Here is a 22489-nt window from a genome sequence, read left to right on the forward strand (position 1 = left end):
GGCGTCCAGGGCGGTCAGCCGGTCTGGTCCTTGCGGCCCGTCGGGGGCCGGCGGCTGCCGGCGCGGTAGGGCGCGGGCCAGGGGGCGGCCGGGCCCTCGTAGCCCTGCTCGGCGGCGGCGTGGAGGGTCCAGTGCGGCTCGTAGAGGTGGGGGCGGGCGAGGGCGCAGAGGTCGGCGCGGCCCGCGAGCAGGAGGGAGTTGACGTCGTCCCAGGAGGAGATGGCGCCGACGGCGACGACGGGGACGCCGACGGCGGCGCGGATGCGGTCGGCGTAGGGGGTCTGGTAGGAGCGGCCGTAGGCCGGGGTCTCGTCGGGCACGACCTGGCCGGTGGAGACGTCGACGGCGTCGGCGCCGTGGGCGGCGAAGGCGCGGGCGATGGTGACGGCGTCCTCGGCGGTGTTGCCTCCCTCGGCCCAGTCGGTGGCCGAGATGCGGACGGTCATCGGGCGGTCGTCGGGCCACACCTCCCGTACCGCGTCGAAGACTTCGAGCGGGAAGCGGAGGCGGGCCTCGGGGGAGCCTCCGTAGGCGTCGGTGCGGTGGTTGGTGAGCGGGGAGAGGAAGCCGGAGAGCAGGTAGCCGTGGGCGCAGTGCAGTTCGAGGAGGTCGAAGTCGCAGCGGGCGGCGCGGCGGGCCGCGGCGGTGAACTCCTCGCGTACGGCGGTGAGTCCGGCGCGGTCCAGGGCTCGGGGGGTCTGGTTGACGCCGGGGCGGTACGGGAGGGGGGAGGCGGCGACGAGCGGCCAGTTGCCGTCGGGCAGAGGCTGGTCGATCCCCTCCCACATGCGGCGGGTGGAACCCTTGCGGCCGGAGTGGCCGAGCTGCACCCCGAGCGCCGTGCCGGGTGCCTGGGCGTGGACGAAGGCGGTGATCCTGGTCCAGGCCCGGGCCTGTTCGTCGTTCCAGAGTCCGGAGCATCCGGGGGTGATGCGGCCCTGGGAGCTGACGCAGACCATCTCGGTCATGACCAGTGCGGCGCCGCCGAGGGCCCTGGCGCCCAGGTGGACGAGGTGGAAGTCGCCGGGGACGCCGTCCTCGGCGACGTACAGGTCCATGGGCGAGACGACGACGCGGTTGCGCAGGGTGAGTCCGCGCAGCCGGAGCGGGGTGAACATCGGCGGGGTGCCGGGCGGGCAGCCGAAGTCGCGTTCGACGGTGTCGGTGAAGGCGGGGTCGCGCAGCCGCAGGTTGGCGTGGGTGACGCGGCGGCTGCGGGTGAGCAGGTCGAAGGCGAAGAGGCGGGGCGGCCGGTCGACGTGGTCGGCGAGTTCCTCGAACCAGCGGAGGCTGGCGGCGGCGGCGCGCTGGGTGGACTCCACGACGGGTCTGCGCTCGGCCTCGTAGGCGGCGAGGGCCGCGGGCAGGGTGGCATGCGCGGTGAGCCGGTCGGCGAGGGCGAGGGCGTCCTCGACGGCCAGTTTGGTGCCGGAGCCGATCGAGAAGTGCGCGGTGTGGGCGGCGTCGCCGATGAGGACGGTGTTGCCGTACGACCAGCGTTCGTTGACGACGGTGCGGAAGGCGGTCCAGGCGGAGCGGTGGGAGCGCAGCTCGCGGGCGCCGAGCGCCTCGGCGAAGATCTTGGCGCAGCGGGCGGTGGACTCGGCCTCGTCGAGTTCGTGGAACCCGGCGGCGCGCCAGACCTCCTCGCGCATCTCGACGATGACGGTGGAGCTGCCGTCGGGGTGCTCCCGGCGGGCGGGTTCCTGGCGGGCGGGTTCCCGGCGGGCGTAGGGGTAGGCGTGGAGCTGCATCACGCCGTGCTCGGTCTCGGCGATCTCGAAGCGGAAGGCGTCGAAGGGGAAGTCGACGGCGAGCCAGATGTAGCGGCAGCGGTGGGTGGTGACGCGGGGCCGGAAGTGGTCGGCGTACGCCTCCCGGGTGCGGCTGTGGACGCCGTCGGCGGCGATGACCAGGTCGTGGGCGGCGGCGAGTTCGTCGGGGGGCGGCGCCTCGGAGCGGAAGCGGAGCCGTACCCCGAGTTCGGTGCAGCGGGCGTGCAGCAGCTCCAGGAGCCGGCTGCGGCCGAGGGCGGCGAAGCCGTGGCCGGTGGAGGTGGTGCGGTGGCCGCGGTGGACGACGTCGATGTCGTCCCAGCGGACCAGTTCGCGCCGCAGCGCCTCGTACACGGCGGGGTCGGCGTCCCGGATGCCGCCGAGGGTCTCGTCGGAGAGGACCACGCCGAAGCCGAAGGTGTCGGAGGGCGCGTTCCGCTCCCAGACGGTGACCTCCCGGCGCGGGTCGAGCCGCTTGAGCAGCGCGGCGGCGTACAGCCCGCCGGGACCGCCGCCGACGACGGCCACGCGGGAGGCGGTCGGGCCGGTGTCCGGGGGGCGCGCCATGGCTAGCGGCCCTGCCATTTCGGGGGGCGCTTCGCGGTGAAGGCGGCGTGGAACTCGGCGTAGTCCTCGCCGTGCATCAGGAGCGCCTGGGTGGCCGCGTCGAGCTCGACCGAGGCGGCGAGCGGCATGTCGAGTTCGGCGGTGAGCAATGCCTTGGTCTGGGCGAGGGCGAGGGCGGGTCCGTCGGCGAGGCGCCGGGCGAGGTCGGCGGCGCGGGAGTCGGCGGCGCCCTCCTCGGTCAGCTCGCCGAGCAGGCCGATGCGCTCGGCCTCGGCGGCGTGGACGGCTTCGCCGAGCATGAGGATCCGGGTGGCGTGGCCGAGGCCGACGACCCGGGGCAACAGGTAGGCGGCTCCCATGTCGCCGCCGGAGAGGCCCACCCGGGTGAAGAGGAAGGCGAAGCGGGTTGTGGGGTCGGCGACGCGGAAGTCGGCGGCGAGGGCGAGGACGGCTCCGGCGCCGGCCGCGACGCCGTGCAGGGCGGCGACGACGGGGAACGGGCATTCGCGCAGGGCCCGGACGACCTGGCCGGTCATCCGGTTGAAGTCGAGGAGGGCCGCGGTGTCGAGGGCGAGGGTGGCGCCGATGATCTCGTCGACGTCGCCGCCCGAGCAGAAGCCGCGGCCCTCGCCGCCGAGGACGAGGGCGCGGACGGTCCGCTCGCGGGAGAGCTCGGCGAGCAGGTCGCGCAGGTCGGCGTAGGCCCCGAAGGTGAGGGCGTTGAGTTTCTCCGGGCGGGCGAGGGTCACGGTCGCGACGCCCCGGTCGATCTCCAGGCGCAGGTGCCGCCAGCGGGGGGTGCGGGTCGCGGAGCCGGTAAAGGGGCTCATTCGGAACGGCCTCCTTCCTCCGTTCGGAGGGTATCACCATACTGTGACTGTCGTCACGAGTACGCGATACAGGGAGAGGGAGCCCTGGGCCGACAAGGTCCCCGCACCCTGGTGACGGAAGTCCCCGGAAGCGAGGGAGGGGTGCCCTGGGAAAGGGGTGCCCCGCGTCCTAACGTTTCATATCGGGATGTTTCATTTCTGGATGTTTCAGACAGCACGCATCAGAACGGAACGCGCACACCTGCCCCATGTCCGCCCGCCCGGCGAAGGGAGCCCGCCCCCATGCCCGACCCCACCGGCCCCGCCGTTCCAGGACCCGCCGACGCCGGCCGCCCCGGCGCCGGGTCCGGGGCGCCGGGGCCCGCACCCACCACCTGGCGCGTCCGGCTGCCCCACACGACCGCCGCCGTACCGCTCGCCCGCGCCCTGATCCGTACCGCGCTCGACGACCTCGGTCCCGGCGCCGGACGCCCCGACGGCGACACGGCCGAGCTGCTCACCGCCGAGCTGGTCGCCAACGCCGTCGAGCACACCGCGGGCCTCGGGCCCATCGAACTCGTCGTGGAACTGCTCGCGGGGCCCGGCGGCTGCCAGGTCGAGGTCCACGACTCCGAACCCGCCCCGCCCGGCCGGCTCGCCTGCCCGGACCCGGAGGTCGGGGTGGACCCCTGGCAGGAGCACGGCCGCGGCCTGCTGCTGATCCGGGCCCTCAGTAGCGACTGCGGACACCGGCCCACCGAGCACGGCAAGGCCGTGTGGTTCACGCTCCCGTCGATACCGGCCCAGCGCAGGGAGTCCTGACACACGGAGGGGGCCCTGGCACGCGCAGGGAGTCCTGACATGCACAGGGAGTGCTGACACGCGGAGGAAGCACGGGGGCACGGCAAGCCGACCGGGAGCGCCCCGCGGACTCTCCGGGGATCCGGCCCGCTCCGCAGGGGAGCCTCAGGCCCCCGCGGTCCCCGCCATCGTGGCGACGAGGACGGCCTTGATGGTGTGCATCCGGTTCTCGGCCTCGTCGAAGACGACGGAGTGCGCCGACTCGAAGACCTCGTCGGAGACCTCGAGCTCGGTCAGGCCGTGCCGGGCGTGGATGTCCCGGCCGACGGCGGTGCCCAGGTCGTGGAAGGCCGGCAGGCAGTGCAGGAACTTGACGCCGGGGTTGCCGGTGGCGCGCAGCACGTCCATGGTCACGGCGTACGGGGACAGCGCGGTGATCCGCTCGTCCCAGACCTCCTTGGGCTCCCCCATGGAGACCCAGACGTCGGTGGCGACGAAGTCGGCGCCCCGGACGCCCTCGGTCACGTCCTCGGTGAGGGTGATCGTGGCACCGCTGCTCTCGGCGAGCTCGCGCGCGGCGGCGACGACGCCCTCGGCGGGCCAGTACGACTTCGGGGCGACGATCCGCACGTCCATGCCGAGCAGGGCGCCGGTGACCAGGTAGGAGTTGCCCATGTTGAAGCGGGCGTCGCCGAGGTACGCGAAGGTGACCTCGTCGAGCGGCTTGTCCGTGTGCTCGGTCATGGTGAGCACGTCGGCGAGCATCTGGGTGGGGTGCCAGTCGTCGGTGAGCCCGTTGAAGACCGGGACGCCGGCGTGGGCGGCGAGTTCCTCGACCGCGATCTGACTGTCGCCCCGGTACTCGATCCCGTCGAACATCCGGCCGAGGACCCGGGCGGTGTCCTTGACGGACTCCTTGTGGCCGATCTGGGAGCCGGAGGGGTCCAGGTAGGTGGTGGACGCGCCCTGGTCGGCCGCGGCGACCTCGAAGGCGCAGCGGGTGCGCGTCGAGGTCTTCTCGAAGATCAGGGCGATGTTCCGGCCGCGGAGCCGCTGGACCTCGGTCCCCGCCTTCTTGGCGGCCTTCAGCTCGGCGGAGAGCGCGACCAGGGCGCGGAACTCCTCGGCGGAGAAGTCCAGCTCCTTGAGGAAGTGGCGGCCGATGAGGTCAGTGGCCATGGGTCGCGCTCCTGGGGTACGGGTCGAGGGGACGGCAGCCGGGGACGACGGCCGGGGACCCTGGAAGTCTATACGAGGGTCAACATTTCTATACAGCCCCCCTGCCCGTCCGCTCTCAGACCGCGTCGCGCTCCACCGGACAGCTCATGCAGCGCGGACCGCCCCTCCCCCGGCCGAGCTCGCTGCCCGGGATCTCGATCACCTCGATGCCCTGCTTGCGCAGATGCGTGTTGGTCGTGACGTTCCGCTCGTACGCGACGACCACGCCCGGCTCCACCGCCAGCACGTTGCACCCGTCGTCCCACTGCTCGCGCTCGGCCGCGTGCACGTCCTGGGTCGCCGTGAGGACCCGGATGTCCTGGAGCCCCAGCGCCGCCGCGATGGCGCCGTGCATCTGCTCCGGCGGGTGGTCCGTCACCCGCAGGGACTGCCCCTCGTCGCCCGGCTCGATCGTGTAGGAGCGGAGCATGCCGAGCCCCGCGTACTGGGTGAACGTGTCCTGGTCGACCATCGTGATGACCGTGTCCAGGTGCATGAACGCCCGCCGCTTCGGCATGTCGAGCGCGACGATCGTCCGCGCCGAACCGGCCGCGAACAGCCCCCTGGCCAGCATCTCCACCGCCTGGGGGGTGGTGCGCTCGCTCATCCCGATCAGGACGGCGCCGTTGCCGATGACGAGGACGTCCCCGCCCTCGATCGTCGACGGGTAGTCGGCCTGCCCCTCCGACCAGTGGTGGAAGTCCCCCGCCTCCGGGCCGGTGAAGAGGGGATGGTGCCGGTAGATCGCCTCGAAGTGCACCGTCTCGCGCTGCCGGGCCGGCCACCGCATCGCGTTGATGGAGACCCCGTCGTAGATCCAGGCCGAGGTGTCCCGCGTGAAGAGGTGGTTCGGCAGCGGGCCCAGGAGGAAGTCGTCCAGGTCCAGGGCGTGGAAGCGGACCGAGGTCGGCTCCCGGTGCGCCGCCAGGAACTCCCGCTTCGTCATGCCGCCGACCAGCACCTCCCCGAGCGCGGTGGCGTCCAGCGAGTCGAAGGCGGCCCGGAGGTGGTCGGTGGCGAGCGGCCCGTACTCCTTCTCGTCGAAGACCCGCTCCAGGACCATCGACCGGGCCGCGGGCACCTCCAGGGTCTCGCGCAGCAGGTCGCCGAAGAGGTGCACCGCCACCCCCCGGTCGCGCAGCACGTCGGCGAACCCGTCGTGCTCCTGCCGGGCCCGCCGCACCCACAGCACGTCGTCGAAGAGGAGCGCGTCCTTGTTGGACGGCGTGAGCCGCTTCAGCTCCAGATCGGGCCGGTGCAGGATGACGCGGCGCAGCCGCCCGGTCTCGGAGTCGACATGGAATCCCATGCGCCCATCCTGACGGAGCCGGACGGCCGCGGCCTGCCTTTCGGAACGGGCCGGGGTCATGTCAGCGCCCCCCACACGCCGATCAGGACGATCGCGACCACCAGACCGCCCAGGAGCAGCGCGGCCCGGGTGAGGAAGCGGCGGGTGTAGCCGTTGCCCCCGTCGTCCGCGGGGACGGCGGCCGGGGAGACCGGCGCCCCCGGCCGCGGCGGCGTGCGGGGCAGGCCGTACGCCTCCTTCAGCAGCGTCAGCCACACCGCCTCCGGCAGCCCCGGCCGGTCCCCGTCGACGATCAGCCAGAACGTCTCGCGGGCCGACGGCTCTGGGCTCGTCCGCAACTGCGACAGCAGCGCGGCGACCGCCCCCAGCCGGGCGTCGCCCCCGCCGAGCAGCGGGCGGACCGCCCAGCGGTACAGCTCGGCCGCGTTCGCCGCGCGCTGCTCCTGCGGCGGCTCCGGGGGATGCGCCCCCGCGCCGGGCGGCGCCACCGCCCACAGCTCCCGGGCGAGCACCACCTCGCACAACTCGCGGCGCAGCGGATGCTCCCAGGCCGGCAGCCGCCGGCCGATCTCCTGGAGCAGTGCGGTCAGCACGGGGTACTCCAGCGGGCGGGGCAGCACGTCGAGCAGCTCCCGGCTCCCGGCCCGCTCCACCAGCTCCCGCGCCTCCTCCCCGTCCCGCGCCGTCGGCAGCTTGTGCACCAGCCCCGTCTCCGCCTCCCCCTCCTTCCCCTTTCCTCTCACCCTCGCCCACGGCCTGCCCCGCTCCCGCCCGGGACCGGTCCACTCCGCCGCTACGCCGGGCAGCACGGGACGGGGGTACGCGTCCCCGGCCACCCCTCCGGGCGCGGCACCCGCCGGGCTGACCGGGCGGTGGGCCTCCTCGGGACCGGCGGGCGCGGCTCCGGGGGCCGGCGCGGTGGCGACGGGGGCGGGAGCGAGGGGGTCGGGCCCGGGGGCCGGGGCGGGAGCGAGGGGGGCCGGGGCGGGTGGGCTGGTCGGCCGCTCCGGGGCCGCCGGGGGCGGTCCGGCCGATGCCGGAGAGCGGTCCGACGCCGTGGGAGAGCGGTCGGGCGGCGTCGGTGGGCGGTCCGGCGGCGTGGGAGAGCGGTCCGGCGGCGTCGGCGGGCGGTCGGTCGGACGGGTCGGCGGGCGGTCGGGCGCCGTCGGGGCCCGCTCGGGTGCGGGACGGGTCACCGGGACGTACGGGTTCGCCTCGCTGCCCCGCTCGGGTGCGGAAGGGGGCGACGGGACGTACGGGTTCGCCTCGCGGGGCGGCCACGGCCCCTCGTCGTCGCGGTCCGCCGGGGGACGACCGGACCGGTCGACGCCCGACGGGCGGTGGTCCGGTCCGCCGACGTCCGGGGGCCTGCGGTCCGGCCGGTCGACGCCCGGCGGGCGGTGGTCCGGCTCCTCGGGCTCCGGCGGGCGGTGGTCCCGGGCGGGGCCCGGGGCGGGCGGGGTGCGGGGGGCGGCGACGGGCGGGGGTGTGCGGGGGCCGGGGTCGCCGGTCCGGCGGTCGAGGGTGTCGAGGGCGCGGGCGGCGGTGTCGAGGAGGGTGCCGCGGCGGGCGGAGGCGGTGGCGTGGAGGGTGCCGGCGACGGCGTACTCCTGGCCCTCGGCGACCGCCCTCAGGTGGTGGTGGACGAGCCCGGTCGCGACCGCCTCGGCCCGGTCGCCGTACCGGTCGCCGGGGTCGACGCGGCGGCGGTCGGTGTTGCGGCTCGCCGCGCCCGACCAGCGGCCGACGAACACGAAGCGGAGCTCGGTGAGTTCGACGGTGTCGTGGGTGGCGAAGGTCCACCGGCGCTTGGTGGTCCCGCCGAACATGCCGTGCAGCCCCCAGAGCACCGGGTACGCGGTGTCGCCGCGTTCGTCGAGGACGGTGAACCGTTCGGTGGGGTGGCGCAGGAACTCGGCGACGACGCCGACGAGTTCGCCGGCGACATCGGGCAGGCGCCGTTCGAGGCCACCGAGCCCCCGGCCGACGGCCTCCGACCCCAGGGCCTCCTCGGGGACCGGCCGCAGCCGCCCGCGGACCCGGGCGGCGTCGATCGCGGCCGCGCCCTCCCAGTCCCAGGCGTGGAGCCCCAGGCAGGTGGAGGGGGTGAGGAGGTCCGCCGAGCCGACGAGCGCGTGGCAGAGCACGGAGGTACCGCCGCCCGCGTCGGTGAAGGGGGCGCGCCGGATCAGCATCACGCCGGCGGTCCTCTGGAGCCGGATCAGGGCGGGCCGGGTCTCGTCCCCGGTGGCCCGCAGGACGGGGCCGGAGATCCGGAAGAGGTTCTCGACCTCCTCGCGCGGCCCGGACCAGGCGACCGGGCCGAAGCCGGTGCTGCCGGAGAGGTTCTCGCTGTCCCAGCGGAAGACGATCTGGTCGGCCTCGTTCTCCGTCCGCGTCATCGGACGATCCCCTCCCTGGGCTCCGCCCCGGGCAGCAGCCCGCACATGGCGAAGAGTGACAGCAGCGGTGCGAGGACGCGGCGCGGCCGGGCCCCGTGCGGAAAGCGGTCGCCGCGCGCCTGTCCGCCGGTCGCGGCGACGAAGTGCAGGGTGCAGTCGGCGCAGTCGTCGAAGGGCTTGAGCCAGGCGGCGCTGGCGTGGTGGGCGAGGAAGGCGTACGCGTCGCGGCTCTCGTCCCGCACCGCCGCCGGGTCGTGGCGGCCCGGCAGGGAGCGGGCGAGCCAGCGGTCGACGGCCGGTTCGAAGCGCACCAGGTCGCTCTTGTTGACCGCGAGCGCCGCGGGTGCGGCGACGAGGCCGCCGCGCTGCCGGGGGATGCGGTTGAGGACGGTGGTGAACGCCTCGTCGCCGAGGTCGCGGCGGCGCAGTCCGCTCTGCGCGCGCACCGGGTCGAGGGAGGAGAGCCGCAGGGCGCGCAGCGGGTCGAGGACGAAGACGAAGGCGTCGACGCCCATCAGGAAGCGGCCGACCTCGCCGTCCTGGGCGAGGTCCTCCCCGGCGAGGTCGAAGAAGACGACCGGCCGTGGGGTGGCGCCGCCGGCCGAGACGAGCAGGCCGTCGGCGAAGCGCGCGAAGGTCTGCTGCCCGGTGCGGCCCAGCTGCCGTCCCTGCTGGAGGCTCTGCACCCGTTCCCGCAGATACGTGCGGTGGGCGTCGGGGTTGAGCGGCCGGCACTTCAGTCCGTACGGTTCGAGGCCGCCGAGCTCGACCTCACCCAGCATGGCGGCGAGGAGGTGGGTCTTGCCGACGGAGGAGCTGCCGACGAGGGCGACCGACAGCGGCTCGCCGGTGGTGAGGTAGGGCACGGGGAGTTCGTGCTCCTCGTCGCCGTCGACGGTGTGCGGACACAGGTGGTACGCCTTGCGCAGCGCGTCCGCGACGTGGCCGGGGCGGCGCTCGGCGCTGAGGTCCAGCGGGATCCGGTTGCCCTTGGCGTCGATGGTGACGAGCAGCCGTTCGTCGTAGGCGACGGGCAGCAGGCAGTGCGGGCACATCCGGCTCGGCGACGGCGGCGCGGGCGCGGCCCCGGGCGTGGGCTCCGGCACGGTGTCGGGGCGGGCCGCCTCCTGTCCGCCGCCGAAGATCCGGTCGAGGAACGAGGTGCGCGGCACGCGGGTCCCGGCGCTCGCGCGGTCGCCGCCGGGCGGCGGGGCGCCGACCGGCCCGGGCCCTTCGAGCAGCGCCCGTTTGCGGGCGATCTGGAGGTCGTACTCGGCACGCCACCGCCCGAGCGGGTCGGCCGCCCCGATGCCGGTCGCGAGCGGGTCGGGCACGTGGAGCAGCCGCATGAGGTCGGCGGCGCGGGGCCGTTCGGCGGCGTGCGGGGAGTAGAGGCCGCTCTGCGCGAGGGCGGCGAGCCTGCGGTAGTCGGCGAGGTCGGCCGGGGGGCCGTCGCCGCGGTCGGGGCGGCCGGAGAGCAGGTAGTACGCGATCTGGGCGACGGACCACAGGTCGTCGCGGGGGTCGGCGGCGCCGCGTCCGGCCCGCTGCTCGGGCGAGGCCCAGGGGGCGGCGCCGAAGGGCTCGCGGGCCTCCCCCGCGCGCTGGGCCGCGTAGGGCTCGCACAGCCGCACGCGGGAGCCGTCCCACCGCACGGTGTCGGGGGCGACGGCCCGGTGCACGAGGTCGAGGTCGGCCAGGAGCCTTCCCGCCATGGCGAGTTGGCCGGTGATCCGTTCCTGGTCCTCCGCGCCGAGACGGCCCGCCCACTCCGACAGGGGCCGGCCGGTCGGCGGCCGGTACAGCACGAAGGGCTCGGCCGCGGTCAGGTCGTGCCCGACGATCCGGGGGAAGACGGCTCCGAACTTCTGCTGTCCGTACCGCCGTTCGACGGCGATGGCGGCGGCCACCTCGCGTTCGAGGAGCCCGTGGGCCCGGGGGTCGTCCTGCGCGGACGCCGTCAGCCGGTACTGGAGCACCGACCATCCCGCGCCGAGCGTCGCGCGGCGCGCGAGGACGCCGGGGCGGCCGGGCGGCCGGTGGTCCTCGCCGTACCGGACCGCGAACCGGACCGGCACCTCCTCGTGGGTGAGGAACTCCAGCTCCTGGTAGTACGGATGGGTCGGCGTGCCCGGCTCCCTCAGGTGGTCGGGGTGGTCGGGGTCGATCGGCGGGTACGGGTCGGCCGGGCGGTCCGGCCCCTCCCCGTGGTGCGGTGGGTTCGGTTGGTTCGGGTCGGTCACGGTTCTCCCGCCTCCTCGGCGCGGACGGTGTTCACGACGTCCGCGCGCAGCGGTACGAGGCGGAGGATGCCGGCGTGTCGTCCCGCGCCGGTCCACACCACGTCCTCCGCGGTGCCGCGCCAGATGTCGTCCCCCGCCGCGCCGCGCCGCATCGCCTCCGGCACGAAGCGGACCTGGCGGGCGGCGAGCGGGTCGTGGGACAGCAGTCTCAGGTGTTCGGGGCCGCAGAGGGCGACCGTGCGCCCCGGGTCGTCCTCGGACAGGAGCAGCCGGGCCACCGCGTCGGGGGCGACGCCGGTGAGCCGGGCGGCGTCGGGCCGGTCGGAGCGGTCGGTGAAGGCGGCGAGCCCGGTGAGGGTCGCGCGGTCCCGCAGCCCGTCGTGCGCGGGCGGCGGCGAGGCGGCCACGTCGCGCTCCAGCCGCAGCCGGGTCTCGGCGAGCAGCTCCCCGAGCCGTCGCTCGTGGACCGCCGACGCGCCGGCGCCGGGGTCGCGCTCGATCCCCGCCCAGCAGGCGTCGAGGATCAGGACGGTGCCCGCGACGAGGTCGCCGACGAGCGTGTCGACCAGTGCGGGGCCGCCGTCCCCGTACCGCCGCTCCAGCCAGCCGGGCGCCGGACCGGACCCCCGCGGGGCCTCCGGTCCGCCGGGCCGTCCGAGCGGATCGTGCGGGCCGGCCGGGTCTCCCGGACCCCGCCGGTCGAAGGCGCCGAACGGGTCGTCGGGGCCGCCGTCCGGGCGGGGCGGGTACGGCGTCCCCGCCGGGGTGCCGACCCGGGGTTCCGCGTCGAGGTCGGACCAGGAGTCGTCCTCGTCGCCGTCCCCCCAGTCCTCCCAGCTCCACGACGCCGTACCGGGGTCCGGGGCCGGCGGCGGCGCGCTGCGCGGGCTTCCGGCGTCCTTCGCGGGGGCGTACGGCTGCCCGTGCGCGTCCGCGGTCTCGGCGAGGGCCCGCAGCAGCCGGGCCACCGCGCCCGCACCGGCCGAGCAGTGGTGGCGCACCTCCGCGAAGAGCCAGTCGTGGACGGCGGTCGTGACGACCAGGGCGTGGACATCCCGGAGGATCCGTCCGGCCTCCTCCGGGTCCGCGCGGGCCCACCAGTCGTCCACGGCCCGGCTCCAGTCGCGCAGCGCGAGGAGGACCACGGCGGTCACGGAGACCGCGGACGCGACGGCCGCCCCCCACACCGGCGGGTCCAGGAACCCGCCCAGGACCGCACCGGCGAGGCCGCCGAGGACGCCGCCGAGGAGGCGCGGCGCGGCGCCCGTGGCACCACCGCCGTCGATCCGGCCGTCGGGCGAGCGGTTGGGCCTGCGCCGCAGCATCAGATGGGCGAGGCCGGCGGCCAGGACGCCTACGGCGGGTCCGAGGGCCCAGCCGATGACCGGCCAGAGGCCGGCGAGCAAGGCCAGCAGCCCCGTCACCGCGAAGGCCGCCGGCCGCCCGCCGCCGGCCGTGAAGGGGTGCCTGCGGCCGAGCCGCAGCAGCCGCTCGGGCCCGCAGATCGCGTCGAGCCGGGCGAGCCGGGCGGCGCTGCCCACCGGAGCCGTGCGCGCGGAGAGCGCCGCGAGCCGGGCCGCGACGGAGCGCAGCGGCAGCCCCTTGCCGATCAGGTCGTGGGTGTGGTCACGGAGCGCCGGGACGATGCCGGTCCGCGATATCTCCCTCGGCATCTCGGGGAGTTCGACCCCCCGGTCCCGCAGCAGGCCCCGGTGCTCGGCGGTCAGCCGCGTACCGCCCGCCGCGCCGAACGCGTCCGCGACGGCGGTGCGGAACCCGGCGAGCTCCTCCGCCACCCGCTCGATGTCGCCCGGCAGGTCGACCGAGGCGCCCGCCCCGGTGAGGAGTCCGGCCGCGCCCCGCACCCGCTCGTAGCCCTCGACGGCGACGCCGAGGGCCTCCTCGCAGGCGGCGAGCCGTGCCCCCGCCCGGCCGCGGGCGGGCAGCCAGGGGTGGCCGGAGAGAGAGCGCGGCACGCCCTCGTCGAGGAGCAGCGCGAGCGCCCCCGGCACCTGGTCGGCGACGACGCCCACGGCGGGGACCTCCGGTCCGGCCAGGCCCTCCACCGCCTGGCGCCAGGCGCGGGCGCGCGCCTCGTCGGTGAGGTCGTGCTCCAGGACGCGCACGGCCGGCACGGCCACGCCGTGCACCACCTCGCCGAGCGCGCGGAGCACCGCGTCGAAGACCTCGGGGGTGGACAGGACGTCCACCAACGGCCGCAGGACGGCGTCCCCCGGGACGCCGTCCTCCGTCGAGTCGAAGACCCACAGCACCCCGGCGGCCGGCGGCCGCAGGGTGAGGGAGCGGCGCAGGGTCCGCTCGCCCCGCGCGCCGACGGCGAGGCAGACGATGTGCGCGGGGCCGTAGGACGACAGCCGCTCGTAGAGGAGCTGGTGGCCGACGAGGCGGTCGGCCTCGTCCACCACGAGGAACCGGCGCTCACCGCCGGGCTGCGGGGCGTCGAGCGCCGCGCGCACGGCGTCGTCGACACCGGCGCCGCCGCCGTGCGCCCCGGCTCGGGCGCCCGGCCCCGCCGTCCGCAGGTCGAGGCAGACGGCGTGGCCCGGCAGGGGTCGTTCGGGAAGGACGGGGGAGCTCACTCGGCCTCACCGGCCCGGTCACGGCGGCGCGGCGCGGCGCCGAAGCCGTCGCGAAACGCGTCGTCGAAGCCGTCGTCGTACGCGCTGTCGACGTCGTCGTACGCCCTGTCGACGTCGTCGTCGAAGTCGTCGTCCGCGTCGTCCGTGAACGGCGGACCCCAGTCGGGGGCCGCGCCGGACCGGGCGTCCGGCCCGGCGTCGTACCCGTCGTCCGGCCCGAAGTCCGCTTCGGGCTCCCGCTCCCAGTCGTCCTCGGGGAAGGAGCGGTCGGACGGGCGCGCTCCGGAGTCGGGGCGGCGCCTGGTCCCGTACGCCGAACGGGATTCGTGGTCATAGCCGTTCTGCCGGCCGGCACCGGTCCGGCGGCCGGTGTCGTCCCGCGGGTCGGCGCCGTTCCGGCGGTCTCCGACGTTCTGGCGTCGGGGTTCGTCGTGCCACCCGCCCCCGCCGTCGAAGCGCTCGCGGCTCTCGTACCGGCTCTCGTCTCCGTACCGGCTCTCGTCTCCGTACCGGCCGTCGTCGCCGTATCGGGCGTCGTCTCCGTACCGGCCGTCGTCTCCGTACCGGCCTTCGTCGGCGCGGTGGGGGCGGGGCTCGGGCCTCGGGCGGGGCGGGCGGGCGGGCGTCCGGTGCGGGGCGTGGCGCTCGTAGAGGGCGCGGAGGGTGGAGCGGGTGGCGCGGGAGGCGCTGGGGAAGCGCATGTCGAGGGCGCCGGGGTAGGTGACCGACCAGAAGTGGCGCAGCGGGGCGAGCCACTCGCTGTCCGCCTCGCCGTACTCGGCGGCGAGCCGGTCGACCAGGACGAGCTGGCGCGGGGCGATGTCCTCGACGAACCGGGTGAAGAGCGCCGACGGAGGCTGCGGCACGTGCGCGAGGCCCTTGGGCAGGGCGCGCATGAGCCGTTCGCAGAACTGCTCGATGATCTGGCCCTCGTCGAGCAGCGCCCAGCGCTCGTACGCGCGAAGGAGCCCGGCCCAGCTGGAGAGCGAGCCGTCGAAGCCCTCCAGGCGCAGCGACATGGTCGCGGACTCGCCCTCCTGGAGCCGGATGCGGACGAGGTGCGGGGAGGTCTCCGGTCCCTCGGTGGCGATGTGGCCGTTCCACAGGGTGCAGAGCAGCCGGTGCAGGATGCGCTGGCGGTCCTGCTCGGTCGAGACCAGCCAGTCGTCCTGGTAGCCGAGCCGCTGGCGCCAGTGCAGGAAGTCCTCCTCGCCGCCGGAGTCGCGGGCCTCGGACCAGAGGCTGAGGACGCTGCGGACCTCGGAGATGTCGGTGAGGTTCATGCCGCTGCGGAAGAGGACGACGGTGATGGAGTCGGTGTCGACGGCCCGGCACTCGGGCGACACCCGCGAGGGGAGGTTGAGTTCCTGGGAGAGGAAGCCCGCCGCGCGGCCGTCGGACTCGCTGGCGGGGTGCACGATGAGGATCTTCATCGGACCGCTGCCGTCCGGGACGAAGCCCACCGGGAGCAGCCCGGCGAGCCGGGAGCGGAACTGGTCGAGCCAGCGCGGGTCGACCTTCGCCTCGGCGCTCTCGTCGCCCGAGGCGGCGCGCAGCAGGAGTTCCATGGAGGGCAGCAGGGGGCGGGCGAAGACGTCCTCGTTGGCCTCGCCGAAGAGGCGCTTGACGCGCCGCTCGACGACCTGCTTGATCTCCTTGACCGCGGCGCCGGCGGAGCGGCGGACCGCGTCGAGTGCGCGCCGCCAGTCGTCCGCCCCGACGAGCCGGTCGAGGAGGGTGGCGGCGTCGGTGGTCTCCGGGAGGCCCTCGCTCTGGGCGAGCCGGTCGACGACGTCGTCGTAGAAGGCGCGCAGGGTGTTCTGCGGGGGCAGCAGGTAGGCGATGCCGGCGCGGTCGTCCCGGTAGAGCTCGCGGCGGCGGTCGGCGAAGGACTTGCCCTCGTCCTGCTCGTGGGCGCGGAGCACCTTGGCGAGCTCCGCGACCTCGTTGGTGACGCGGTTGAGGGACGGCCGCCACTGGGACTCCCCCGCCTGCCAGCCGCGGTGCCACAGGACGCGGGCCCGCCACTGGTACCAGGCTTCCTGGGCGGCGAGCGCCTCCTGCACGTCGGGGTCGGTCCAGCGGGCCGGCACGACACCGCCGACACTGCGCTTGATCCGCGGGATGGCGGGCGCCGAGGTCTGGACGTGCGGGGGCCGTTCGGGCTCGTTGCGCCGGTTGTCCAGCATGCCGGTGAAGCCCTCCCTGGCGACCCGGTCGGGGTGGCCCGGCAGGCCGGCGAGGACGGTCTCCAGCTGGAACGGGCCGACGGTGCCGAGGAGTTCGCGGGCGCCCGCGCCGGGCCTGAAGTCCTCGGTGAGGCGCGGGATCTCGCGGGAGAGGTGGAGGTCGAGGCGGTGCAGCGACTCCTCCATGTCCTGGAGGCGCTGCCGCAGCTCCTGGGTGATGTCCCGGCTTCCCCGCGGGAGTTGTTCGGGCAGGGGTACGTCGGGGGCCTCGCGGCTCCAGAGCCGGCCGACGCCGGAGCGGGTGAAGAGGTCGCGGACGAGGTCCTGTCCGTCCCGGGCGGGCCTGCGGGCGCGCTCGGACATGCCGCGGACGGCCTGCGCGAGGAGCCGGGCGGCGACGATCTCGGCGAGGTCGTCGACGGGGACCGTGAGGGAGGCGGCGAGGCTGGTGGACATGCCCCGGTAGCCGATGCCGGTGCGGGCGGGGGTCGCGCGCTCCACGCTCTTGTTGATGAAGCTCGCGGCGAAGGACTGGTAGTCGTCGTCGGCGCGGTTCACCGAGCCGTTGTCCTCGCCGAGTTCGGTGCCGATCAGCGACATGACCATGGCGGTGATGGAGCGGCGGAGGTCCTCGCTGCCGATGACGGCCGGCTTGGAGAAGAGGAAGGCGGTCTGCATCGTGGCGGGGCGGAGGGCGACGACCCCGTCGCCCGGGTAGGTGACGCTGAGACGGCCGTGCTCCTCGACGTCGCCGACGGTGTCGAGGGCGTCGGGCACGTTCTGGTCGTCGACGAGCCGCGACAGGTCCACGAGGGCGCGGGCGGCGTTGAGTTCGGCCTCGCGTCCGCCGCCCGCCTCGGGCGGGAAGGCGGACGGCATGACGACGAGCGGGTAGATCTTCACGCCGGGCACCTTGGCGTTGCGGAACTCGTGCCCGATGAGGTGGATGAAGTCGTAGAAGATGCCGGCGCCGGTGCCGCCGGCGACCGAGAAGGCGACGAAGACGTCGCAGCCCCGGATGCGGCCGCCGCCGACCCTCTTGAGATCCCCGGCCGCCTGTCCGATGGCGCCGATCGCCTCGCGGAGCTGCCGCAGGACGGGTTCGAGGCCGGACCGCACGGACGCGAAGAACGCGGCCCGTCCGACGGTGGGGAGCTGTCCGGCGCCGCTGTTGAGCGGGGCGACGCGCGGCTGGCGGGCCTGGGGCGGCAGCCACAGCCGGGTCTCCTCGTGGACGGAGACCCGCAGGGTGCGGGTGACTTCGGGCGAGGAGTCGAAGTCGGTGGGCAGCAGGTCGCGGACCATGCGGGAGGTGCGGGCGAAGGCGGCGCCCTCGGCCCCCTTGGCCCGGAACTGCGGCTGGCTCAGCAGCTCGCCCTCGCTGAAGTCGGCGTAGACGAACTGGAGGCAGTCGGGCAGCTGGAAGGGCAGCCGGCGGCCGCCGTCGACCAGGTCGGTGCCGTCGGGGCCGCACAGTTCACGGCGCAGACCGCGTTCGAGTTCGCTGCCGATGCGCCCGCCGGTGCCTCCGAGTCCCACGAAGAGCATGGGCTGGTAGATCTTCATCTCGTCTCCTCGGTGACCCGTTCAGAAGTTGTCGTCGTACGCGCCGGGGCCCGCGGTCTCCCCCGCGCCGGAGCCCGCACCCGGGCCGGAACCGGGACCCGAGCCGGCGTACCCGGTGCCCCCACCGCCGCCCCTGGCCTCCTCGCCCGTACCCCGGCCGCGTCGCCTGCCGCCCCCTTCGCCCGGCGCCCCGGCCTGCCCGCGGGGCGTGCGCGTCCGGCGGGACCACGGGAACTCCCGGGTCGCGACCGGCTCCACGCGTCCGCCGCGCACGACGAGTTCGTGGTCGCCCAGGGCGATCGGCTCACCCGTCCGGACGGAGACCTGCGGGCCGCCCCGGGGGCGGAACAGCAGGTCGCCGCCGCCGGTGCGGCGCAGGACGTGGGAGGCGGCGGCGGTGCCGCCGCGGATCCGGCGGAGCGCGGGCGGCTCGCCGTACGGCTCGTCGACGGTGAAGGCGAACACCCCGCCCGGGCTCTGGCCGCGCCGGACGGTCAGCGCGTACAGGGACCGTCCCTCACGGCCCAGTTCGAGGGTGAGGCCGGTGAGGTCGCGGCGGCGGCGCCGGGCGGCGATCCGGATGCCGACGAAGGCCGCGGCGAGGAGGAGCGCGGCGGCGGCGCCGGCCACCTCCTTCCACCGGCGCTCCCACCAGGTGGGCGGGGCGACCACCCGGGCGTCGAGGTAGTCGGAGTCGAGGACCAGGTCGCCGTCGGTGTCCACGACCGTGACCTGCCCGCCCAGTTCGCCCTGCGGCGTGGAGCCGCCGACCGCGACCGTGAAGGCGACCCGGGTGCTCCTGCCGGGCGGCGCGGTGACGGTCGTCGGGGTGAGGGCGAGTTCGGCGCCCGGCGTCACGTCCTTCAGGGCGAGCCGCAGGGTGTGCGGCGCGGAGTCCTCGTTGGTGACGTCGAGGGTGCCGTGCACGGTGCCCCCGGGATGCACGGTGACCCGGTCGACGGCGAGGCCGGCGACCACGGTCCGCGGCTCCTCGGCCGTGCGGGCGTACAGCGGGCGCAGGTCCGAGGTGATGCCGGGCGCCGCCATCCGGGTCACGAACTTCAGCTCGCCGGTCGCCCCGGCGGGCACGGTGAGCCGCCCGGTGAAGCGGACGTCACCGGCCTTGCGGTCGGGCGCCCGGCCGTCGTCGGCGAGCCGGAACGTGACGGGCGCGAACCCCGCGCCGCTCATCTCGGCGGTGACCACGAGCCCGGCCAGCTGCCGGGGGTCGGTGATGACGACCCCGCGGCGGGTCTGCATCCGTGCCTGCACGGTGATCTCCTCGCCGGCGCGCGGCGAGGCCGGGTCGAGGGTGACGTCGGAGCGGAGTCGGCCCTGCCAGATGGCCCGGACGGCGACCTCGCGGTCGCGGTGGCCCTCCGGCGCCTCGATGTGCACGCGCCAGCGGCCGGGCAGCGGGTTCTTCACGCGCAGTGCCTCGACCGGGCCGTCCTGCCCGCTCACCTCGAAGACCGAGCCGTCGAACGCGCCCCGGGCGGGGACCTGGCGGCCCGCCGGGTCGAAGTACGTCACCCGCACCTTCGGGTCGTGCTTGGAGATGGTGAGGGAACCGTCGGTGGCGATCGGCGGGATGGTGACGGTCAGGTCGGCGGGCGGCTTGCCGACGGTCCCGTGGGCGATCCGGGCGCAGCGGGCGGCGGCGAACGTCTCCTGGAGCGCCTTGTCGATCTCGGCGGAGGTGCCGACGACCCGCATCTTCGGGGCGGAGCCGGGGATGTCGGAGCAGGCTCCGCGGTAGCCGCCCCCGGCCATCGCGGTGAGCGCGGCGCGGTCGATGGCGCTGCCGAAGCCGAGCGGCCAGATCTGGACTCCGGCGGCCCGCGCACGGGCGAGCTCCTCGGTGAGGCGCCGCTCGCCGTTGGCCTGGCGGCTGTCGCGGTCGGTGCCGTACTCGGGGCTGTCGGCGACGTCGAGCCGGCCGTCGGTGAGCAGGAAGACGACCTTGGGGACGGCCGGCGTCCTCGCCCCGGCCGGGGCGGCCCCGGTGAGGCGGGTGACGGCCTGGCGGATCGCCGCGGGGAAGTCGGTGCCCGGTCCCATCCTGGCCTCGTCGCGGCGGCCCAGCTTCTGCACGCACTCGCTGAGCGCCTCCCGGCCCGCCGCGTCGGCGACGAGGAGGGGGCAGACCTCCCGTACGGGCGACTGGCCGGCCTTCTCCGAACTGCCGAAGCCGATGACGGTGGCCCGGGAGCGCTCGGATATCTCGCCCTGGCTGAGCAGGGCAGCCGCCTCGGTCTCCCGGGCCAGGTCCTTGTCCGCGAGGCTCTTCGACTGGTCGACGACCACGGCGAAGTCGATCGGGTCGGGGCCGTCGGCCGGCTCGGCGGCGATCCCCGCCCGGGGGCTTCCCGGAAGCGCGGGGGCGCCCGCGGCGCCGGCCGCCGCGAACGGGGCGGAGAGCGCCAGGAGCACTCCGGCGAGGAGCAGGGCGCTCCCCTTGTCGTTCCACTGCATTCTCTGTCTCACCACAGTTCGCTGAAGAGGGCCAGGAGGGCGCCGAGCGCGAGCGCGCACACGCCCAGGCGCAGCCACCGGTACTTCGCCGCGAGCACGAGCCCGTGCACGCTGGCCTGTTCGAGGAGCCAGCCGGTCGCGTCCGCGCCCGAGGCGGTGAGCCGCTCGCGTAGCACCGGCTCCGACGGCCCGGCCGTCAGCTCGCGCAACAGGGTGCGGTCGGCCCCGATGCGGGTCCGGGGCAGCACCACCGACACGAGCATCACGACGCCGGCCGTCCACAGGACACCCGCGACCAGCAGGAACACGAGCCCGGGACCGGCCGTGGGCAGCGGCGCGCGCTCCCCCGAGAACACGACCGCGAGGAACGCGAGCGCGCCGGAGAGCAGGATCGCGGCCTTCGTGTCGGCCCGCCCGATGTCCTCGCGGACGGTGGCGAGCAGCCGCTCGGCCATGAAGCGGAGCTCCTCGGGCGGTACGGGCTCGGAGGCCGGGGCCGGGGCCGGGGCCGGGACACGGTCCGGCGCGCCGGCCGGGGCCGGGGCGGGTTCGGGTCCACGGTCCGGGACCCGGTCGGAGGAACGGTCCCGGACTCGGTCGGAGACAGGCCCCGGGACGCGGTCGGAGGCACGGTCCGGGAGGCGGTCCGGGGCCGTCACGCGTCGTCCCAGTCGTCGAAGTCGGCGCTGGGGCGGGCCGGGCGGCGGGATCGGGACTCCCGGCGCGCGCGGCCGGGCTCCTCGCGGTCGTACGGGTCGTCGCGGTCGTACCGGTCGTAGCGCTCGTACCGGTCGTCGTGGTCACCCGCGTCCGCACGGTCCCGCTCCCGGGCCCGGGCCCGCTCCCGGTCCCGGTCGAAGCCGGACTCGACGCGGGTCGGCTCGTAGACCCGGGGAGCGGGCGGGTCGTCCCGGCCGTCCCCGCTCTCCGCTCCCTCCCACCCGTCGCGGTCCTCCGGTCGCTCCCGGTCCTCTCGCCGTCCTCCGCGCTCGTCACGTCCCCCGCGGCCCTCGCGTCCCTGGGGTCCCTCGCGATCCTCCGGCCGTTCCCGGCCCTCTCGGCTCTCCGGGCGCTCGGGTATCTCCCGCCTCTCCCGGCGCTCCGGTTCGCCGTCGCCCCGTCCACCGCCGTGCGTGCCCCCGCCCCCGTAGGTCCGGCGGTCCCCGCGCACCCGGCCGTCGTCCGCGTCGCCGGCGTGGGGGTCGTCGTCCCAGTCCGGGCGGCCCGGCTCGGGGGTCAGGTCCTCGATGGCGCGCGGAGAGCGCTGACCGGCGCCGCCGGAAGGGTTGAGGACACGGTCGGTGATGCCGCCGACGATGGTCCCGGTCTGGGACCGCAGGTACATGAGCACCTGGTACATCTGCTCGCCGATGTCGTGCCGTTCGAGGACGCCGGTCTCCAGGAGCTGGGTGAAGACCGCGAGGTAGTCCTCCTGGCCCTGGCGCCGCTCCTGCTGGAGCTGGTTGCGGATCTCCCACTGCTTGTCGGGATGGACCGCCATGTGGTGGGCGATCTGGGCGAGGTCGCCGCGCCGGAAGAGGGCCTCGATCTCGCGGGCGCGGTCGGCGATCTTCGACCGCTCCGCCGCGTCCCTGCGGCGCTCCGCCTCGGCCTCGCGCGCGTCGGCCTCCATGGTGATGTCGAGCCGGTCCCGCCGGTGGACCTCGGCCTTGACCGACTCCTCCAGGTCGATGAAGACGTGGACGCGGGTCCGCAGCCCGATGTCCCGGCCGAAGCTGAGGCGCCCGGTGCTCAGCGCCTCCCGCACGGCCTCGTCGGCGCGCTGCGCGTCGGTGATCCGGAAGCGGCGGGAGATCCGGCGCAGCCCGTCGAGCAGCTCGTCGTGGAGCAGCTCGGCGACGTCCTCGACCTGCTCCTGGACGACCAGGTGCGGGTCGGTCACCATCCACTGGATCCTGGCGACGGCCTCGAAGAACACGCCGTCCCCGGCCGCGGGCAGTTGGAGCACGAACTCCGTGACGTTGCGGCCGAGCTGGACCTCGAAGACGGTGTACGGGGCGCCGATCAGCGGCTTGTTGACGTCCTCCTTGCGGTCGGGCCACACCACGCGGTGGCCGCCGTTGCGGTAGAGCAGCACGGCGGCGACCCGGCCGCTGCGGCGGCGGTAGGGAGGCGCGTACTCCCTCAGCAGCGGTCCGCGCGGCCGCCCTGCGGCGTCCGCGTTCCACGGCTCCCGCTCACGCCCCTGTCCCATGCCCCGCCCCTCGCCCCGACCCGGTGTCGACCCCTGCTCCTGCACCTGGCCCCTCCCCTGCTGACGACGCTGCTCACGACCCTGCTCCGGACGCTGCTCACGGCCCTGTTCACGACCCTGCTCCGGACGCGCTCCGCGGTCCCGGCCCCGGCCTTGCCCCTCTCCCTGCCCGCCGCCCTGGTCACGCCCCGGACCTCGGCCCTGGCCCTGCCCCTGGCCGCGCGCCCGGCCCCGGGCCGGGTCGGACCCCTGGCCTCCGGGGCCCGGCCGCCCTCCCGTGGCGCGGGCGCCGTGCGGGTCGTCGCCCGGTGCGGCGCCCC

The 22489-nt window shown here is 75.7% G+C and carries 12 protein-coding genes; 1 reads left to right on the forward strand and 11 read right to left on the reverse strand.

The annotated features are described in order from the left end of the window. Positions 1–14 precede the first annotated feature (14 nt). Together AB0424_RS14965 and AB0424_RS14970 are read right to left on the reverse strand one after the other, a co-directional pair. The gene (locus AB0424_RS14965; protein ID WP_366305386.1) at positions 15–2342 is read right to left on the reverse strand and encodes a bifunctional salicylyl-CoA 5-hydroxylase/oxidoreductase; all 2328 of its coding nucleotides are present in this window, start codon (positions 2340–2342) and stop codon (positions 15–17) included. A 2-nt stretch (positions 2343–2344) separates the two neighbouring features. Continuing rightward, positions 2345–3172 carry an enoyl-CoA hydratase family protein gene (locus tag AB0424_RS14970; protein WP_366305388.1) on the reverse strand — a complete coding sequence of 276 codons (828 nt, stop codon included), beginning with the start codon at positions 3170–3172 and terminating at the stop codon, positions 2345–2347. A gap of 282 nt (positions 3173–3454) precedes the next feature. On the opposite strand from AB0424_RS14970, the gene AB0424_RS14975 reads away from it, so the two are divergent. After that, complete coding sequence (locus tag AB0424_RS14975) at positions 3455–3973, forward strand: ATP-binding protein (protein WP_366305390.1); 519 nt, start codon at positions 3455–3457, stop codon at positions 3971–3973. A gap of 144 nt (positions 3974–4117) precedes the next feature. Here the strand turns inward: AB0424_RS14975 and argF are convergent, their stop codons facing one another. The 9 genes from argF to AB0424_RS15020 form a co-directional block, all read right to left on the reverse strand. Then, positions 4118–5131: an ornithine carbamoyltransferase gene (gene argF, locus AB0424_RS14980; RefSeq protein ID WP_366305392.1), complete on the reverse strand. Its 1014-nt coding sequence runs from the start codon at positions 5129–5131 to the stop codon at positions 4118–4120. A 115-nt stretch (positions 5132–5246) separates the two neighbouring features. Beyond that, positions 5247–6479: an arginine deiminase gene (locus tag AB0424_RS14985; protein ID WP_366305394.1), complete on the reverse strand. Its 1233-nt coding sequence runs from the start codon at positions 6477–6479 to the stop codon at positions 5247–5249. A gap of 56 nt (positions 6480–6535) precedes the next feature. After that, complete coding sequence (locus AB0424_RS14990; protein ID WP_366305396.1) at positions 6536–8881, reverse strand: hypothetical protein; 2346 nt, start codon at positions 8879–8881, stop codon at positions 6536–6538. Beyond that, positions 8878–11124, reverse strand: coding sequence for a hypothetical protein (locus tag AB0424_RS14995; protein ID WP_366305397.1), 2247 nt, complete (start codon positions 11122–11124; stop codon positions 8878–8880). The genes AB0424_RS14990 and AB0424_RS14995 overlap by 4 nt, the downstream gene beginning before the upstream one ends. Then, complete coding sequence (locus tag AB0424_RS15000) at positions 11121–13724, reverse strand: hypothetical protein (RefSeq protein WP_366305399.1); 2604 nt, start codon at positions 13722–13724, stop codon at positions 11121–11123. Before AB0424_RS15000 ends, AB0424_RS14995 begins: the two co-directional genes overlap by 4 nt. Continuing rightward, positions 13721–17479 (reverse strand): tubulin-like doman-containing protein, encoded by a 3759-nt coding sequence (locus AB0424_RS15005; protein WP_366305401.1) that lies wholly within the window; start codon positions 17477–17479, stop codon positions 13721–13723. The genes AB0424_RS15000 and AB0424_RS15005 overlap by 4 nt, the downstream gene beginning before the upstream one ends. Before the next feature lie 21 nt (positions 17480–17500). Then, positions 17501–19954: a vWA domain-containing protein gene (locus AB0424_RS15010; protein WP_366305403.1), complete on the reverse strand. Its 2454-nt coding sequence runs from the start codon at positions 19952–19954 to the stop codon at positions 17501–17503. A gap of 8 nt (positions 19955–19962) precedes the next feature. Then, positions 19963–20409, reverse strand: coding sequence for a Pycsar system effector family protein (locus AB0424_RS15015; RefSeq protein ID WP_366305405.1), 447 nt, complete (start codon positions 20407–20409; stop codon positions 19963–19965). A gap of 200 nt (positions 20410–20609) precedes the next feature. Beyond that, positions 20610–22169, reverse strand: a complete 1560-nt coding sequence (locus AB0424_RS15020; protein WP_366305407.1) for a hypothetical protein — start codon at positions 22167–22169, stop codon at positions 20610–20612. Between the last annotated feature and the right edge of the window lie 320 nt (positions 22170–22489).

This window comes from Streptomyces sp. NPDC051180 (assembly GCF_040689545.1).
Classification (GTDB): Bacteria; Actinomycetota; Actinomycetes; order Streptomycetales; family Streptomycetaceae; genus Streptomyces.

Bases quoted from the DNA above. Each gene is read 5' to 3' on its own strand.
- AB0424_RS14965 (WP_366305386.1), bottom strand. From the start codon at position 2,342: ATGGCGCGCCCCCCGGACACCGGCCCGACCGCCTCCCGCGTGGCCGTC.
- AB0424_RS14970 (WP_366305388.1), bottom strand. From the start codon at position 3,172: ATGAGCCCCTTTACCGGCTCCGCGACCCGCACCCCCCGCTGGCGGCAC.
- AB0424_RS14975 (WP_366305390.1), top strand. From the start codon at position 3,455: ATGCCCGACCCCACCGGCCCCGCCGTTCCAGGACCCGCCGACGCCGGC.
- argF (WP_366305392.1), bottom strand. From the start codon at position 5,131: ATGGCCACTGACCTCATCGGCCGCCACTTCCTCAAGGAGCTGGACTTC.
- AB0424_RS14985 (WP_366305394.1), bottom strand. From the start codon at position 6,479: ATGGGATTCCATGTCGACTCCGAGACCGGGCGGCTGCGCCGCGTCATC.
- AB0424_RS14990 (WP_366305396.1), bottom strand. From the start codon at position 8,881: ATGACGCGGACGGAGAACGAGGCCGACCAGATCGTCTTCCGCTGGGAC.
- AB0424_RS15005 (WP_366305401.1), bottom strand. From the start codon at position 17,479: ATGAAGATCTACCAGCCCATGCTCTTCGTGGGACTCGGAGGCACCGGC.
- AB0424_RS15010 (WP_366305403.1), bottom strand. From the start codon at position 19,954: ATGCAGTGGAACGACAAGGGGAGCGCCCTGCTCCTCGCCGGAGTGCTC.
- AB0424_RS15015 (WP_366305405.1), bottom strand. From the start codon at position 20,409: ATGGCCGAGCGGCTGCTCGCCACCGTCCGCGAGGACATCGGGCGGGCC.
- AB0424_RS15020 (WP_366305407.1), bottom strand. From the start codon at position 22,169: ATGGGACAGGGGCGTGAGCGGGAGCCGTGGAACGCGGACGCCGCAGGG.